The 16,711-nt window shown below is 53.5% G+C and carries 19 protein-coding genes; 13 read left to right on the top strand and 6 right to left on the bottom strand.

All coding sequences use genetic code 11. From position 1 onward, the window contains the following. The first annotated feature begins 118 nt into the window (after nt 1–118). From ACEQ15_RS04705 to ACEQ15_RS04675, 7 genes are all read left to right on the top strand, one after another. Nucleotides 119–445: an AzlD domain-containing protein gene (locus ACEQ15_RS04705; RefSeq protein WP_370277921.1), complete on the top strand. Its 327-nt coding sequence runs from the start codon at nt 119–121 to the stop codon at nt 443–445. Between the two features lie 23 nt (nt 446–468). Continuing rightward, nucleotides 469–1,407, top strand: coding sequence for a LysR substrate-binding domain-containing protein (locus ACEQ15_RS04700; protein ID WP_370277920.1), 939 nt, complete (start codon nt 469–471; stop codon nt 1,405–1,407). Between the two features lie 105 nt (nt 1,408–1,512). Continuing rightward, complete coding sequence (locus ACEQ15_RS04695) at nt 1,513–3,165, top strand: nitrite/sulfite reductase (RefSeq protein WP_370277919.1); 1,653 nt, start codon at nt 1,513–1,515, stop codon at nt 3,163–3,165. Then, the gene (locus ACEQ15_RS04690; RefSeq protein WP_370277918.1) at nt 3,149–3,655 is read left to right on the top strand and encodes a DUF934 domain-containing protein; all 507 of its coding nucleotides are present in this window, start codon (nt 3,149–3,151) and stop codon (nt 3,653–3,655) included. The genes ACEQ15_RS04695 and ACEQ15_RS04690 overlap by 17 nt, the downstream gene beginning before the upstream one ends. Next, nucleotides 3,655–4,494 (top strand): hypothetical protein, encoded by an 840-nt coding sequence (locus ACEQ15_RS04685; RefSeq protein WP_370277917.1) that lies wholly within the window; start codon nt 3,655–3,657, stop codon nt 4,492–4,494. The genes ACEQ15_RS04690 and ACEQ15_RS04685 overlap by 1 nt, the downstream gene beginning before the upstream one ends. A 148-nt stretch (nt 4,495–4,642) precedes the next feature. Continuing rightward, entirely contained in the window at nt 4,643–5,617 is a 975-nt protein-coding gene (locus tag ACEQ15_RS04680) for an LLM class oxidoreductase (protein WP_370277916.1), read from the top strand. 14 nt (nt 5,618–5,631) lie between these two features. After that, a complete protein-coding gene (locus ACEQ15_RS04675) occupies nt 5,632–6,456 on the top strand; it encodes an SDR family NAD(P)-dependent oxidoreductase (RefSeq protein WP_370277915.1) in 825 nt (274 codons plus the stop codon). Nucleotides 6,457–6,547: 91 nt separating this feature from the next. On the opposite strand, the gene ACEQ15_RS04670 is transcribed toward ACEQ15_RS04675, so the two are convergent. Beyond that, the gene (locus ACEQ15_RS04670) at nt 6,548–7,435 is read right to left on the bottom strand and encodes a LysR family transcriptional regulator (protein ID WP_370277913.1); all 888 of its coding nucleotides are present in this window, start codon (nt 7,433–7,435) and stop codon (nt 6,548–6,550) included. Between the two features lie 106 nt (nt 7,436–7,541). Here ACEQ15_RS04670 and ACEQ15_RS04665 point away from each other — a divergent pair, with 106 nt between their 5' ends. Together ACEQ15_RS04665 and ACEQ15_RS04660 are read left to right on the top strand one after the other, a co-directional pair. Then, a complete protein-coding gene (locus ACEQ15_RS04665) occupies nt 7,542–8,528 on the top strand; it encodes a zinc-dependent alcohol dehydrogenase family protein (protein WP_370277912.1) in 987 nt (328 codons plus the stop codon). A gap of 226 nt (nt 8,529–8,754) precedes the next feature. After that, nucleotides 8,755–9,039, top strand: a complete 285-nt coding sequence (locus tag ACEQ15_RS04660) for a hypothetical protein (RefSeq protein WP_370277911.1) — start codon at nt 8,755–8,757, stop codon at nt 9,037–9,039. A 76-nt stretch (nt 9,040–9,115) separates the two neighbouring features. Here ACEQ15_RS04660 and ACEQ15_RS04655 read toward each other — a convergent pair whose 3' ends face one another. From ACEQ15_RS04655 to ACEQ15_RS04645, 3 genes are all read right to left on the bottom strand, one after another. Beyond that, nucleotides 9,116–9,352: a zinc ribbon domain-containing protein gene (locus ACEQ15_RS04655; RefSeq protein WP_370277910.1), complete on the bottom strand. Its 237-nt coding sequence runs from the start codon at nt 9,350–9,352 to the stop codon at nt 9,116–9,118. Between the two features lie 120 nt (nt 9,353–9,472). Then, complete coding sequence (katG, locus tag ACEQ15_RS04650; protein WP_370277908.1) at nt 9,473–11,689, bottom strand: catalase/peroxidase HPI; 2,217 nt, start codon at nt 11,687–11,689, stop codon at nt 9,473–9,475. A 261-nt stretch (nt 11,690–11,950) separates the two neighbouring features. After that, nucleotides 11,951–12,244: a putative quinol monooxygenase gene (locus tag ACEQ15_RS04645; RefSeq protein ID WP_370277907.1), complete on the bottom strand. Its 294-nt coding sequence runs from the start codon at nt 12,242–12,244 to the stop codon at nt 11,951–11,953. Between the two features lie 127 nt (nt 12,245–12,371). Between ACEQ15_RS04645 and ACEQ15_RS04640 the strand changes: the two genes are divergently transcribed. Continuing rightward, complete coding sequence (locus tag ACEQ15_RS04640) at nt 12,372–13,271, top strand: LysR family transcriptional regulator (RefSeq protein ID WP_370277906.1); 900 nt, start codon at nt 12,372–12,374, stop codon at nt 13,269–13,271. A gap of 159 nt (nt 13,272–13,430) precedes the next feature. After that, entirely contained in the window at nt 13,431–13,760 is a 330-nt protein-coding gene (locus ACEQ15_RS04635; RefSeq protein ID WP_370277903.1) for a hypothetical protein, read from the top strand. Between the two features lie 10 nt (nt 13,761–13,770). Here ACEQ15_RS04635 and ACEQ15_RS04630 read toward each other — a convergent pair whose 3' ends face one another. Further along, a complete protein-coding gene (locus ACEQ15_RS04630; protein WP_370277902.1) occupies nt 13,771–14,643 on the bottom strand; it encodes a LysR family transcriptional regulator in 873 nt (290 codons plus the stop codon). 124 nt (nt 14,644–14,767) lie between these two features. On the opposite strand from ACEQ15_RS04630, the gene ACEQ15_RS04625 reads away from it, so the two are divergent. Together ACEQ15_RS04625 and ACEQ15_RS04620 are read left to right on the top strand one after the other, a co-directional pair. Beyond that, entirely contained in the window at nt 14,768–15,499 is a 732-nt protein-coding gene (locus tag ACEQ15_RS04625; protein WP_370277901.1) for an SDR family oxidoreductase, read from the top strand. 34 nt (nt 15,500–15,533) lie between these two features. After that, nucleotides 15,534–16,121: a 2-hydroxychromene-2-carboxylate isomerase gene (locus tag ACEQ15_RS04620; protein WP_370277899.1), complete on the top strand. Its 588-nt coding sequence runs from the start codon at nt 15,534–15,536 to the stop codon at nt 16,119–16,121. A 52-nt stretch (nt 16,122–16,173) separates the two neighbouring features. Here the strand turns inward: ACEQ15_RS04620 and ACEQ15_RS04615 are convergent, their stop codons facing one another. Then, nucleotides 16,174–16,518 (bottom strand): DUF2956 domain-containing protein, encoded by a 345-nt coding sequence (locus ACEQ15_RS04615; RefSeq protein ID WP_370277898.1) that lies wholly within the window; start codon nt 16,516–16,518, stop codon nt 16,174–16,176. Between the last annotated feature and the right edge of the window lie 193 nt (nt 16,519–16,711).

The following is a 16,711-nucleotide window of genomic DNA, read 5'->3' as shown; positions in this document are numbered from 1 at the left end:
TGTTTCAGCTGCTGCCGTATAACAGCGGCTTCATCGTTGCGGTTGCTGCAGGTGTGACTGCTGGTTTGCTGTTACCTAAATTGTTGGACCGTCAGGCCAAACCGCAGGAGGGGCGCTGATGGATACGGTTACGCTCTGGTTACTCTTTTTCGCCGTGGGGCTGGGCACCTTTCTGGTCCGCGTGTCATTTATCGAACTTCATGGCGCCACACGTGAACTGCTGGATCGCAGCAAAGACATTTTGATGCTCTTGCCGCCTGCGATTCTGGCGGCACTTTGTATCCCGGCGATTCTGTTTACACGTCCGGCGACCGAGTACCAGTTGGATACCGCCCAAGTGATGGCCGCGTTGGTATGTATACTGATCGCCAAGTTCAGCCGCAGCGTGTTCTGGCCGGTGGTAGGTGGGATGATCTGCCTGTGGCTATTGCGTTGGTTGCAGTAACTAAGTGACGAAAAGAGGCTGGTATGGAGCAAAAACCGATCTTCCTGCCTCCGCTAAATGCGCTACGTACCTTCGAAGCGGCGGCTCGCCTGTGCAGCTTTAAGGATGCTGCGGACGAACTGTGCGTAACCCAGGCGGCCGTGAGTCGTCAGATCCGGTATCTGGAATCCGCGCTGAAAACCGATCTGTTCCTGCGTGCACACCGGCGGGTGGAGCTCACTGAAGCAGGGCGCAAACTCTACACCACCGTCCACCGCAGCCTGCTTGATATTGCTGAAACCAGCCACGAAATTCAGCACAGTGCTGGCCCAACCCACCTCAATCTCCATGTGACCAGCTCCTTTGCCCAACTCTGGTTGGTGCCGCGCTTAAATGCGCTGCGCAGTCTGTACCCGGATCTGCATCTGAATCTGGTCAGCGTGGATGAAAACCCGCTGGTGGCGGATAAGTTTGATGCGGCGATCACCTTGGGGTTGGAAGAGGACGCGGGTTACCAGTCTGATTTCCTGTTTGCGGAGGATATCTTTCCCGTATGTACACCTGCGTTTCGTGATGCTCATCCCGAAGTTGTTACGTTAGACGGGTTGGTGCAGCAACCGTTGCTGGATCTTGATCCGCAGTTCTGGAAAGCGCGCTGGTGGTCGCCGGTGGATTGGAATTTTTGGTTACGGCAGTGTGGTGTTGGTTCTCAACCGGCGAAAGCAGAGATGACCTTCAGCCACTTTTCGATGCTATTGGATGCAGTGCTGCAGGATGTAGGTGTTGGATTGGGCTGGCGACATCTGGTGCAGGATCGGTTGGACGACGGTCGCCTGATCCGGCCTGTGAACAATAGCTATCCTGCGCCAACGCGTGGGCACTACTTTGTGTGTCGAAACGATCTGGCAGAGCTGCCTGCGATGCAGATGCTGCGTAGCTGGCTGCTGGAGCAAACCGCTGTGTTCCGGAACGAACGCTCCTAATTTCTATCTGTGCCCCTGTTTATTAAAAAAATTGTACCTGTACCCGTTTGAGAGGAACCCTTACCTTGGGCGCTATTACAACAAATAGCGTGAGTCCTTTCCTCGATGTACAGATACGATGAGCTTGATCATCAGGTTGTCCGCAACCGCGTTTTACAGTTCAGTAACCAGATGGAGCGCTACCTCAAGGGTGAGATCAGTGAAGAAGCGTTTCTGCCTCTGCGTCTTCAGAACGGTTTGTATGTGCAAAAACATGCACCGATGCTGAGGGTCGCGATCCCTTACGGCATGCTGTCGTCAAATCAGTTAAGGATGCTGGCCCGTATTTGCTGGGACCACGACAAGGGTTACTGTCACATCACCACCCGCCAAAACGTGCAGTTTAACTGGGTGCAGATGCATGAGGTACCCGATATCCTCAATGCGCTCTCCAGTGTGGAGATGCACAGCATCCAGACCAGCGGCAACTGTATTCGTAACACCACCTCAGATCCGCTGGCAGGTGTGTGTGATGACGAAGTGGCTGATCCACGACCGTACTGCGAAATCATCCGTCAGTGGTCATCTCTGCACCCTGAGTTCGCCTTCCTGCCACGTAAATTCAAGATCGCTGTAATTGGTGCAGAAGAGGACCGTGCGTCGATCCGATTGCACGATATCGGCCTGCAGCTGGTACTTGATGAGAGCGGCGCGCTTGGCTTTAAGGTCTGGGTGGGTGGAGGCTTGGGCCGTACACCGATGCTTGCGCAGGTGGTGCGAGAGTTCCTGCCGCAGGAGCAGTTGTTGGGATACCTGAAGGCGATTCTGCGGGTGTACAACCGTTATGGCCGACGCGATAACAAATACAAAGCGCGTATCAAAATCCTGGTGGGCAGTTTGGGTATCGAGGCCTTTAGCCAGCAGGTGGAAGCGGAGTATCAGAAGAACTACCGCGATGACACGCTGCTCACTGAAGAAGAGATCGACTATGCGAAGTCGTTTTTCAGCGCACCGGAGTATGCACCGCTGATCGCCGAAGAGACCACAGCACCCGCTGCTGACACTGCCTACGGTCGTTGGCTGGAGCGCAACATTTGGCAGCATAAAGTACCCGGCTACCGAATTGTGACGATCTCGCTCAAACATAAGAATCGGGCTCCTGGCGATATCACAACCCATCAGCTGGAACAGATCGCAGACCTTGCTGAGCAGTACTCCTTTGGCGAAGTCCGATCCACCCAGCAGCAGAATCTGCTGCTCACCGATGTGAAAGGCTCGGATCTTTACGCCCTTTGGAAACAGCTGGATGCGTTAGATCTCGCTACGCCAACCGCAGGCACATTGATCGATACTGTCTGCTGTCCGGGTGGTGACTTCTGCAACTTGGCGAATGCCCGTTCTTTGCCAATCAACGAGGCGATCCTGCAACGCTTCGGTGACCTGCAGCAGCTCTACAACCTGGGGGATCTAAGTTTGCGTATTTCAGGCTGTATTAACGCTTGTGCACATCACCATATCGCTAACATCGGTATTCTGGGTGTCGATAAAAACGGCGAAGAGTTTTACCAGATTACTCTGGGTGGTGAGACGGGCCAGCGGTCTTCTATCGGCAAAGTGTTGGGACCGTCCTTGCCGATGGAGCGGGTCGCCAGTGCGGTCGAGAAGATCATTGATGTTTACGTAGAGCACCGCGCGGATAGCAATGACAGTTTTACTGCTGTTTACGAGCGCTTAGGTAAAGCCCCATTTAAGGAACGCGTTTATGCCTCACATTCTTAAAAATGGTTCTGTTCAGCTTGATAGCTGGCAGATGGCAGAAGAAGCTGCTGAACCGAACTCTCTTACTCAAAGCCAGTTGATTCTACCGTTTGAGCAATGGCTCAAGTTGCAGCCCGATTTCGAAGGGCTCGAACACACACCTGGCTTCTGGTTGGATGCAGGGCAGGTGACCGACGAGATGGAATTGGTGATCAATGCCGCGCCTGTCGTGGCGATCCGCTTTACCAGCTTCACCGACGGCACCGGGTTTTCCGATGCCTCGCTCTTGAGGGAAATCTTTGGTTACACGGGTGAACTGCGAGCCACCGGGACTTTGCTGCCCGACCAGGTGCCATACCTGCTGCGTTGTGGTTTTGATGCGATAGCGCTATCTGAACAGAAAGATCTGGAACAGGCACTTCAGCTGCTTAGCCTCAGCGCTGAGAGCTATCAGGGCAGTGTGACTGCACCGCGAACGCCGTTCCATCGACGCACTCAGAAATCCAGCTAATGGAGATTGTGCGCACCTCAGGGCCGCTTAATGACCGAGCGCGTGACGAAATCCTGTTTCGTGGGGATCTGATTGTGTTTAGCCAGATCCCTGCGCTGCAGGCACTACAGGGGTTGTTGGATCGAGTGGTTCGGCAAACCCTGGGTGATCGGTTTGAGGATGTTGATGCGCACTCGAGTGACTTCAGCGCACGGATGGCAGCATTGCTACAGCGGTTTAATGCAATGTCACAAACACGGGAGTTGTTTGCTCATGCCCTTGCGCAGAGTGGAATGGATGTTACGCGTAACTTTGCGGATAAGTTGTTTCTGCGTTGCGTTCCACCCACGGAAAAGTCGAACGCGCAGTTTAGAGGCAGCATCGGTTACCACCGTGATACCTGGGGCAGTAATATCCAGCAGCAGATTAACTGGTGGACGCCGCTGTATCCCATCTCTGCGAACAATACCCTGGTTTTCTATCCCGAATACTGGGATGCGCCTGTTGCCAACACGACTGCAGAGTGGTCATTCGAGGCGTTTCGAGAAGCCCGCCGGTTGGCACGATCCCAGTCTGCGGATGCTCAAATCGGCTACCCCTATGCTCCTGAGGCAAAGGAGGCGATTGATACTCACAAAGGCGTTCCCATCCTAATCGCACCGGGGGATCTGCTCTGTTTTTCCAGTGCGCATCTGCACGGTAGCAGCCCAGAACCACGCTCCGGGTACCGTTTCAATCTGGAAATGCGTAGCTATTGTGGCTCATGCAGGGAAGGGGACGGTCAGGGCGTGACACCGCCTGAAAATATTGATAACGCCCAGTCTGAACCGAACTACCACTGGTTTAAGCCACTCATGTAAGGCATGGCTTCACCACGTTAGATCAGGTTTTACACGCTCTATTATCAATAAAATCTTAAAACTGACTCTTGTTATAGATTGATTATCAGCAGTAAGCCGTGCTGATACATTGGTAGTTATTCTACCGATCACTCTGGCGGAGTCGTCCATGCAGCCCCTACACACTGGTTTAAGTTTTCAGCGCATCAACACAGGCTACGATTTCGTGTTTCAAGCGAATCGGCTGAGCCTTGGTTTGGTGGTGCCGCTGGAAAACTACGACCAGTCACCCGTACCAACCATGACGCACCATCTGGAGCGCATTCAATTAGCCGAGGAATTGGGTTTTTCCGCGGCCTGGTTGCGTGATGTTCCGTTGAATGTGCCGTCGTTTGGCGATGCCGGCCAACTTTACGATCCATTTGTTTATCTCGGTTTCCTGGCTGCCCAGACCCATAAAATAGCGCTGGGAATCGCCAGTGTGGTATTGCCACTGCGCCATCCGGCCCATGTGGCAAAAGCGATCGCCAGTGCGGATCAATTGTCCGGTGGTCGTCTGATTGTGGGTGTGGCTTCCGGGGATCGACCGGAAGAGTATCCAGCCCTGAATCTGATCTATGATGATCGTGGCCGGCGTTTTCGCGAAAGCTTCGAATATATCCAACAGATGTGGGAACACCACCCAACGTTTGAGAGCAGCTACGGTAGTCCTTCCGGTGGGATGGATATGGTGCCGAAACCCACGGCTGGGCGCTTGCCGATGCTGATCACCGGTGCCAGCCAGCAAAGTCCGGACTGGATCGCACAGAATGGTGATGGTTGGATGCTTTACCTACGCAATGTCTCATTGCAGGCCGAGATCATCGAAAGCTGGCGTGAACGTACCTTGGCCGCCGGTCGCCCGGCACAACCCGCCATGCAACCACTGTACATTGATCTGGCGGACAATCCGGACGAACCCGCACAACCCATTCATCTGGGGTTTAGGTCCGGTATGAATCACTTGCGTGGTTATCTGAAGTCACTGGAAGAGATCGGCGTAAACCACGTGGCACTGAATTTGAGATTTAACCAGGCAGATATCGAAACAACACTGAAACGGATGGCGGAAGAGCTTCTGCCTGAATTCTCCCCGCTGCAATAAAGGAGCACCACATTATGCAGAAAACGATTCTGATTACAGGCTCAACCGATGGTATCGGTTTGGCTACAGCCCGCAAGCTGGTTGCGATGGGTCACAACGTACTGATTCACGGCCGCAGCGCAGCGAAACTGGCGGCTGCGGAAGAGGAGTTGGAGGCGTTAGGAGGAGAGCGGCGTATCGAAAGCTACCAGGCAGATCTGTCGGATATGGCTCAGGTTGAGGCGTTTGCCGCAGCCGTTGCTGCGCGAAACGTTCGTCTCGATGTATTGATCAACAACGCTGGTATCTTCCGTGCGCCAGATCCGATTACAAAAGATGGGCTGGATGTGCGTTTTGCCGTCAACACCCTGGCGCCGTACCTCCTGACAAAACGCTTGATGCCGCTGATGAGCGAGTCCGGACGCGTAGTGAATCTCTCCTCGGCTGCACAGTCCCCGGTCGATACCGAGGCATTAGCGGGTCGTGTGAAGATTGCGGAAGACTTTGCCGCTTATGCCCAAAGCAAGCTGGCCCTGACGATCTGGTCGCGCTCCATGGCGTTTTCTCTGGAAGACAACTGTCCATCAATCATCGCCGTAAATCCGGGTTCGATGCTCGGCAGCAAGATGGTGCAGGAGGGTTTCGGAGTGGCCGGGGGCGATATCGGTATTGGTGCAGATATTTTAGTTCGCGCCGCGCTGTCCGAGGAGTTTGCCGATGCCAATGGTCAGTACTTTGATAACGATTCCCATCAGTTTGCCTCACCTCATACGGAAGCATTGAACCACGAAAAGGTGAAGGAAGTGATTCGTGTAATTGAGTCGGTGTTGTCTGAACTCACCACGAACACTGAGAAATAAGTAATGAGTGAAAACATCACCCGGACGTGAATTGTGAGGGGCTGACGGGCCCGCGTGTAATGCTAAAGATGTGAGGCTGTCGCTGACGGCCTCAAAACGGCATGTTGCTAAACCGTTCGGCAAAGTAATCGATAAACGCCCGCACTTTGGGCGCCAACAAACGTGAGCTGGGGTATACCGCCCAGATCGCCGTATCAGACACTAACGGGTAGTCGTGCAGGATCTCCACCAGATCACCACGCTCCAGGTGTTGATACACACTCCACTTCGAGCTGATCGCCACGCCTAAGCCGTCGGCGCAGGCATCTCGCATCGCTTCCCCGTTATCTGTTTTCAACCGGCTTTTGGTTTTTACCGCCACCGCACCATCCGGCGTAGCGAAGGTCCAGGTATCCAGTCCGTGCAGACATACACAGCGGTGGTTTTTTAACTCTTCAGGCGATGCGGGGGCTCCGTGTTGTTCTAGATACGCTGGCGAAGTACATACTATCCGGTGGTCGTCCATAAGCTTACGGGCGATCAACGTGGAATCCTTCAACCCGGCATTACGAATGGCGATATCGAAGCCGCCCTCCACCATATCAATGATTGTATCGCTTAGGCGCAGATCGATATCCAGATCGGGATAGCGATCCAGAAAACCTTTCAGCGCCGGAACCAGGTGCATGCGTCCGAATGATGCAGGAGCGGTCACACGCAGGGTGCCTTGGGGTGAGACTTCACCAGCTCCGACGGATGCCCGTGCGGCTTCCACACTGGCCAGCACCTCTTCGGCATGGGGCAGAAATGCCAGCCCTTCTTCGGTGAGAGATACCTTGCGCGTGGTGCGATGGAGCAGGCGAACACCGAGGCCCTGTTCCAGCTTACTGATATGGGCGCTGGCAACCGCCGGTGACAAGCCCAGCTCGCGGCCCGCCATGCTGATGTTGTGGGTTGCGGCCAGTCGCACAAACAGTTTCAGGTGTTCGATATCCATCATCTATTTTCAATAATTTCTATAAACTGATTGTTTATTGAGGTGAATTATCATCTTAGTCAGACAAAATTAGAATACAACTATTGCAAACTTAACGAGGCAATTTTCAATGAAAGCAATGGTTGTTCGCGAATTCGGTGGTCCTGAAAACTTTGAGCTGGCCGAGATTCCTACCCCTGAAGTGAAGTCTGGTCATGTACTGGTTCGTATCGCAGCAACCAGCGTAAACACCGTCGACACGATGATCCGTCAGATGGGTAAAGAGCTGCCGATCTCCCCGGATCTGCCTGCCGTACTGGGTATGGATTTCGCCGGTGTTGTTGAAGAAGTGGGTGAGAATGTAGCCGGCTTCGCCGTGGGTGATGAAGTCTACGGTTGTGCAGGTGGACTGTGTGACCTGCAGGGTACCCTGGCGGAATACATGGTGGCGGATGCGCGCCTGATTGCACGCAAACCTAATAACCTTTCCATGCGCGAAGCAGCGGCTCTGCCACTGGTGGGGATTACGGCGTACGAAGGCTTGAAGCGAGCGGGAGTCGCCAAAGGTCAGCAGGTTTTGGTGCACGGTGGTTCTGGTGGTGTGGGTCACGTTGCACTGCAGCTGGCACGTCACTTTGGCGCGGATGTGTACTCTACCGGTGGCGGCGAAGCGCAGCTTAAGCTGATCGAATCACTCGGTGCAAAGCCAATCAACTACAAAACCGAAACCGTTGCGGATTACGTGGCTGAACACACCAGCGGTGCGGGCTTTGATCTGGTGTTCGACTCTGTAGGTGGCGCCAACATGGCAAACTCCTTCGAGGCTGCTGCACTTAATGGTCAGATCGCATCGACCGTATCGATGGTGGAGCTGGATCTGTCCGTTGCACACTTCAAAGGCCTGTCTCTGCACGTGGTCTTTATGCTGATCCCGATGATCCACGACCACGGCCGTGAAGAGCATGGCCGTATTCTGAATGCACTGGCGAAGATCGCAGAGGCGGGTGAGCTGAAGCCGGTACTGGATGATACAAACTACTCACTGGCTGAGATCGGGAAAGCCCACGCACGCCTCGAAAGCGGCCAGGCAATGGGTAAGGTGGTTGTAGAGGTATAAACCTCGTCCCCTGTAGCAGCGGGCTCTGACCGCGACATTTCAACGTCCGGAAGATGTCGCCCTCGGAGCGGGCTGCTACAGGATTTTCCTAGGCCTACCATGAACTTAGCCATGCCCGCAATCACGAAAGGTCGCAACGGAATACCCCATCAAGGTAGCCTTTCTCTCATGCTGTGTTAGCCTATACAGAGCAGTCGCTATTCGCACGAATGAAAGAAGGTTAAGTATGAGAAGATCAGGATACAAGCGTGCCAATCCGAAGAAGGTCGGTCGGGGTATCATGGAAGCAGTAAAAACCGAAGGGCCTTACAACGATTGGGTAGGCATGCCTCAGTACTACATTCACCGCATTACGGTAGATTCTGAGGAATTTAGTTACCTGTCACCTGACAAAGAACTGCCAATCGAAATCGGCAAGAAAGTGACCTTCAGGTACAAAGAAACCACGAAGGAAAAGATGATCGACAAAAACTCTCTGGGTGTAGTTATCGACCCAAGTGAGTTGATGTAACACTCTGCAGTATCAGCAGGGCAGGGGCATCTGACCGGATGCTCCTCCTACCCACACCAAGCTACATAATCCGCGTTTACTTATCACTCCACGCAGGCATCGCTTTCATAAAGTGACCCGCGCGTTCTAACGCCGTCTCATCATCAATCCCCGGTTGCCAGGATTTCAGCCACTGCGCGATACCCCAATGCACGTTCTTCTGAGGCTTCAGGTTCCCGTTTTCATCGACGCAGTATTTACAGTAGATATCTGACGTACCTTTGAAGTCAGGGTTTTCGAGTGGTGCGCAGCATGAGTGGCAGAGTTTGGTCATGGTTGGGCTCCTAGCGCTACATGAATTTTGATGGATAGGGTGTGCTTCACACTTTAGCAAACGCACAAAAAAAAGAGGCCTAAAAAGACCTCTTTAGTAGGACTTCACGAAAGATCAGATCTATTTCAGATCAAATCGATCCGCGTTCATCACTTTCACCCATGCATTCACGAAGTCATGCACGAACTTCTCTTGTGAATCGTCGCTGGCGTACACCTCAGACAGAGCACGCAGCTGTGAGTTGGAGCCAAACACCAAGTCCACGCGGGAGGCAGTCCATTTTAGGGCGCCAGTATCCCGATCACGGCCTTCGAACTCGTTCGCTTCCTCGGTGATCGGTGTCCATTCGGTGCTCATATCCACCAGATTGACGAAGAAGTCGTTACTCAGTACCCCCGGGCGGTTGGTGAATACGCCACTTTTGGACTGGCCGTGGTTGGCATCCAGTACTCGCAAGCCACCGACAAGGACGGTCATTTCGGGGGCAGTCAGCGTGAGCAGTTGAGCACGGTCTAGCAGCAGCTCTTCAGCCGATACGCTGTAGCGGGCCTTCTGATAGTTGCGGAAGCCATCGGCAGCCGGTTCCAGCACATCAAAGGATTCGGCATCGGTTTGATCTTCGCTGGCATCGACGCGGCCCGGCGTGAATGGGACGTCGATACTGAAGCCTGCATCCTGCGCCGCTTTTTCGATAGCAGCCGAACCACCCAGTACAATCAGGTCAGCTAATGAAACCGCTTTGTTACCAGACTGCGCGCTGTTGAAGTCATTTTGAATCGACTCGAAAGTGCTTAATACCTGATGCAGCTGATCGGGTTGGTTCACGTCCCAGCTGTTCTGCGGGGCCAGCCGGATACGGGCACCGTTGGCACCGCCGCGATGGTCTGATCCACGGTAGGTGGAGGCAGATGACCAGGCGGTGTACACCAGCTGTGGCACGGACAGGCCGGATGCCAGGATGGTCTGTTTCAGCTGAGCAATGTCGTTGGCATCAATCAGATCATGATTGACCGCTGGCAGTGGATCTTGCCAGATCAGGTCTTCAGCCGGTACTTCCGGGCCAAGATAGCGGGATTTAGGCCCCATATCGCGGTGGGTGAGCTTGAACCAGGCACGTGCGAAGGCGTCGGCGAACTCGTCCGGATGCTGGTGGAAGTGCTCGGAGATCTTGCGGTAAGCCGGGTCTTCGCGCATCGACATATCCGCAGTGGTCATCATGATGCTCACACGTTTGCTCGCGTCTTCTGCGTCGGGCGCATGGTCGTTGTCCGCCAGGTTTTTCGGAACCCACTGGTGGGCACCTGCCGGGCTTTTGCTTAGCTCCCAGTCGTAACCGAGCAGTACATCGAAGTAGCCGTTATCCCATCGTGTTGGGTTCGGTGTCCACGCACCTTCAATGCCGCTGGTGATGGTATCGCTGCCTTTGCCGCTGGCGTGAGTGCTCTTCCAGCCGAAACCCATCTCTTCGAGAGGTGCTGCTTCCGGTTCCGGTCCCACATGGGCGGCATCACCGGCACCGTGGGCTTTACCGAAGGTGTGACCACCGGCAGTGAGGGCGACGGTTTCATAGTCATTCATCGCCATGCGGGCGAAGGTTTCGCGCACGTCATTACCCGATGCGACCGGATCAGGTTTACCATTTGGGCCTTCGGGGTTCACGTAGATCAGTCCCATCTGCACTGCAGCCAAAGGGGCTTCCAGTTCGCAATCACCGCTATCACCACTGTAGCGCTTGTTGTCGAGCCACTCGGTTTCGCTACCCCAGTACACGTCTTCTTCCGGTTCCCAGATATCTTCGCGGCCACCACCAAAACCAAAGGTCTTCAGACCCATGGATTCGATCGCCACGTTACCGGCGAGGATATACAGATCGGCCCAGGAGAGTTTGTTGCCATATTTCTGCTTCACCGGCCACAACAGGCGGCGGGCTTTGTCGAGGTTGCCGTTGTCCGGCCAGCTGTTGAGGGGCGCAAAGCGCTGGTTGCCGGTGTTAGCGCCACCACGGCCATCGGCGCTGCGGTATGTACCGGCTGCATGCCAGGCCATGCGGATCATAAACGGTCCGTAGTGACCGTAATCTGCTGGCCACCAGTCCTGGGAGTCGGTCAGCACATGCTCGATATCGGCTTTGACTTCGTTGAGGTCCAGTTTGCTGAACTCGTCAGCATAGCTAAACCCGCTGTCCATCGGGTTGGACTTGCGGTCGTTCTGATGAAGGATCTTGAGATTCAGTTGGTTGGGCCACCAATCAAAATTCTTGGTGCCGCTGCCGCCCATGCGCGTGTTGCCGCCGTGCATAAAGGGGCATTTGCCTGCAGAAGTGTTCTTGGTATCCATTGGGTTCACCTGCTTGAAACTGTTGGTTGAGGGCTAATTCAACGACTGTCTTTTCAAGGTAGGACAGGTAAGGGCAGGAGCACAGTTGGAAATATTGAATGGCTTGATAGTTATTTTTTAGCGAGCCGAAGAAGGTAGTCGATGAGGTCGATTTTCTGCTTTCGAATCAGCGGGTTGTTGCAATTGTTGAGTGTCGCGGGATGGAGATCAGAAGGCCTGACAGACTGGATTCATCTATCAGGCCAGAGGTTCGCAGGGAGCTTAGCCAATATGTGACATTTCGTTCAGCGTGAAGTCCGCTACCGCACCTTCAGTTGCTGCCATGTACGCTTTCAGGTGGTCGTTTTCCATGTGTGCCTGCCAAAGCTCACGGGTTTCCCAATTTTCGAAAAACAGGAAAACTTCTGGCTGGTTGTTGTCCTGGTGCAGGTCGTACTGGATGCAGCCCGCTTCCGCACGGGTTGGTTCGATCAGCTTGGTCAGCTCGGATTTCACCAGCTCGATCTGATCTGGTTTAGCTTCAATGCGTGCAACGATGGTGAGAGGTGTGCTCATGGTGTGTTTCCTTGGCTTAGCGTCCGTTTAACGGAGCAATATTAGCAATTGATGGAGACATTGTGTGCGATTCTATATAAGCTAAAAACAGGGTAATCATTTAATTAGTTTCAATATATTTTTGATAATGAATACGTCCGATCTTGCTCTGTTTGTTCGTACGGCTGATACCGGCAGCATCACCGCGTCTGCTGATCAGTTGGGGATTACGCCTGCTGCGGCCAGCGCGGCGCTGAAGCGACTGGAGAAGCAGCTCGAAGTGCAGCTGTTTATCCGCTCGACTCGTCAACTGCGCATTACCTCCGAGGGGGAGCGTTTTCTGCTCTATTGCCGCAACGCCCTGGATTCGCTGGAAGAGGGTAAAGCCTCACTGGATGCCATGCGTGGCAAGATCGCCGGGGAGATCCGGTTGTCGGTATCGTCGGATCTGGGCCGCAACATCGTGCTGCCCTGGTTGGATGAGGTGATGGAGGAGCATCCCGAGCTTTCATTGCATCTGAGCGTGGGGGATTCGCTGTCGGACTTCTATCTGGACCGGGTGGATGTGGCGCTGCGTTATGGCGAGCCGGAAGACTCCAGCATGGTGGCGTTTCAGATCGCAACGGTAAACCGCATAGCGTTTGCATCACCAGAGTACCTGGCCAAGTACGGTGAACCCATGCATCCCGATGAACTGCGCGACCACAACTGTTTACGCTACCTGCTCGGCAGCCGGGCATTCGATACCTGGGAGTTCATGAAAGACGGTGAGCGTCACAAAGTTCAGGTGAAAGGAAATCGCGAAAGTAACGATGCCGACATCGTTCGACGCTGGGCGATTGCGGGTAAGGGGATCGCCTTTAAATCCAGCCTGGATCTGAGCGCGGATCTACGGGCGGGCAATATCGTGAGGCTGTTGCCTGAGTACGAGTCTGAACCACTCAGTGCATGGTTGCTCTGCCCAAGCCGAAAGCAGGTTACACCAGCAATACTGATGTTGCGTGATCTGTTGCGAGAGAAGTGTGCCGAGGTGTTATCGGAGCTGTGAGCCGCGGAGGCCTATTAAGGTGCCTCGGAATTGACCAAGATCTACTCCCACAATCCCAGGATTACCTAGAATTGATCGGGCATTCTATTATTTATGTATCCGGCTGGCCGGACTGGCGCTAGCGGGATACTCAAAGTGTTGTAATCGGGGGTAACACCTATGAGCACTGGCCTAACCGACGCATTACATATCCTCAGGCAATGGCAATGTACGCCCAATCAAGCGCTGTCGATTCTTAAGCTCGATCCTGACCAGCCATTCCCAGAAATTCTGAGTGACGAACAATGTGAGCGTGTAACGTTCGTTCTCAACATCCATTCGGATCTAAGCTCGATCTACAAAGATCCTGATGAGGTGTACAGCTATATGTCGAAACCGCATGATGATCCGTACTATGACGGCAAGTCGCCGCTAGAGCTGATTGGTACCGGCGATCGCAATGTGTTCGGTCGCGTGTGCTGGCACATCGATGCAATGCGGGTGAATTAACACCCGCATCTCACTTCCAACGCGCTGTGCTGGCAAACTCCACAAAGCGCGTTATCTCTTCCTCGCTTTCGCTTGGTCCCCATTCAAAACCAATCGCCCGGTGATCCTGCATCTCTTTCAACGGGCACGTCACGATGCCGGGGGAGCTGTAGCCTTCGGGCACAATCGCAATGCCAACCCCGGCTGCTACCAGCGCCAAGGCTCGATCGTCCTGATTGGTCACGTAGGTGACGTTTAATCGAATACCGTATGACTTCAACAAGGTTTGGATGATACGCCGGTGCTCGCAGTGGGAACGGGCGATAAACGGCTCTTTGGCGATATCTTCGAGGCTGACCAAGGGTGAGCGGCTGAGGTGGTGGTCGGGTGCCATTGCCACCACATAGGATTCACGAAACAGCTCTTTGGCGTGCACAAACACGCGGTTGTTGCTGGGTTGCTCTGGCAACAATGTGAGCGCCAGATCGATGCGGTCTTCTCTCTCCAACCGTTCTATTTCCGGTCCGCTAGCGTCGATCACGCTCAACGTCAGGCTTGGGTTTTCCCGACGATACTGTTCGATCAATCGCGCGACCTGTGCGATGGGCAATGTATTGATCACGCCCAGTCGCAGAATGCGCTGTACATCGTGTAAGCGCAGCTCATCTTTTGCTTTAGAGCACTCGCCCACAATGATTTTGGCGCGTTTAAAGAGCATCCTGCCAGCAGGCGTAAGCACAACGTTGCGCTTGTTTCGGGTGAAGAGTTTTACCCCCATCTCTGTTTCCAGTTTGGAGATCGACGCGGAAAGGGCCGGTTGGGAGACAAAAGCCCGCTCGGCACCACGGGTGAAGCTTTCCGATTCAGCGGCTGCCAGGAAAAGTCGTAATTGTTGTAACTCCACGTCGGCCCTCCAATCTTTAGTTATAACTGGTGTTTATCATAATGATCTAAACAATCGATTTTAATTATTCTATGCCGCGTCATACACTTTTTCTAGTTATCACATAGACAGGAAGGAGAAGGGCATGACAACAGCTCAAAGGCCTATCGCTCTGATCATCGGTGCGGGTGATCACCTGGGTTCAGCCATTGCCCGTCGCTTTGCCAAAGAGGGCTTTCACATTGTTGCCACTCGCCGTCGTGGCGATCTGAATACCTTAGTCAATGAGGTTCAGACGTTGGGATCTGAGGTAACGGCGGTGCATTCGGATGCGCGGGATGAAGATCAGGTGATTGAACTGGTCGAAAAAGTGGAATCAGAGCTGGGGCCGATCAGCGTATTAGTCTTCAACGTCGGTGGAAACGTTCGCTACAGCATCACTGAAACCAGCAGTCGTGTGTATCGCAAGGTATGGGAGATGTGTGCCCTGGCCGGTTTTCTGGTGGGGCGGGAAGTGGCGAAGAAAATGCTCACCCGTCAGCAAGGCACGATCCTGTTTACAGGCGCATCAGCCAGCCTGCGTGGCAACAGCGGTTTCGCTGCGTTTGCAGGTGGCAAACATGCATTGAGGGCGTTGGCACAGAGTATGTCGCGCGAACTGAGCCCACAGGGTATTCACGTGGCCCATGTTGTAGTCGACGGCTTGATTGAGAACGAAGCGACCAAGGAGTTTCTGCCTGATCTCTATGCCAGCAAAGGCAATGACGGCATTATCCAACCGGATGACTTGGCGGAAGTGTACTGGCAACTGCATAAGCAATCACGCAGTGCCTGGACCTTCGAGCAGGATGTGCGCCCTTACGCAGAAACCTGGTAACCCAACCCACAGATAACAATAAGAGGAATCATTGATGAGCAAGACAGTAGACTTTTATTTCGACTATATCAGCCCAGCGTCCTATATCGCCTTTAAGCGTTTGCACGATATCTGCGAGCGAACCGGCGCAACAATCAACTACAAACCGATGTTGTTGGGCGGAATTTTCAAAACCACAGGTAATACCAGTCCGGTCACTATTCCAGCAAAGTGGGAGTGGATACAAAAAGATTTCGCCCGTTACGCCGAGTACTACGGCATTCCGTACCAGATGAATCCGCATTTTATCTTCAGTACTGTCAGCGCTATGCGTGGTGCAATGTGGGCGCTAGAAGAGGGCTGTATTGAGACTTACAGCCAGGCAATGTACACAGCCGCGTGGGCGGGTGGGAAGGATCTGTCTAATGCAGAGGTAATGACTGAAGTGCTCAATCAAGCGGATTTTGATGCTGCACAGGTGATGGAAGCGATGACTCAGCCTGAGATAAAACAGGCGTTGATCTCTGCAACTGGAGGGGCCGTTGAGCGAGGTGTGTTTGGTGCGCCAACGATGTTTGTGGATGGTGAACTCTATTTCGGGCAAGACCGGTTGGAGTGGGTGGAAAGGGCGCTTGTAGATTGAGCAGTAGCATAAGAGCCACTGCTTAGATGATGAGCGAAACGCTAGAAAAATATCAGCTACTTTGTTGAAGGAGCAGATAAGCGGCGAACGCCAGCCAGGATAGTACAAGTAGAATCCAAGGAAGCTTAGAGCCGGACTGAACCGTTTCGGGGGTGTCGGTTACTGCTTCTGGTATAGCGGAAGATGCTGCGGATTTGTCCTTTTTGCGCTGGCGATCCAGCTCGCGTGCTTTGGCCTTCTGCTGTTTCTTGTACTGAGCAATCCCTTTCTCGATCCCTTGGGCGATCAGTTTGGTCTGCTCCTTGGTCTGGCCCGGCTTCTGAGTGGCACGGGCAATCTTCAGTGCGTCCGATTTGGTTTCGTCCGATACAACTTCTTTTCTGGGGGACTTTGCCATGGTTCGCAGTTTCCTTCGCAACGGGTAAAAACAGTAAGTATACCGCTTTCAGTTAGCCCATATTTTTCATGAAGGTATATACGAAAACGGCTGAAAGCCCTATGGTTATTGGTGTCTATACAATTCCCACAAGCCATCAGCCGTTTACAAAATGGTACCACATACTTTTCAATTTTCATCCCTTTCCCGCCGT

Origin of the sequence: Pontibacterium sp. (assembly GCF_964228735.1) — a bacterium.
Lineage (GTDB): Bacteria > Pseudomonadota > Gammaproteobacteria > Pseudomonadales > Balneatricaceae > Pontibacterium.
This window is presented reverse-complemented; position numbering and strand designations above follow the sequence as displayed.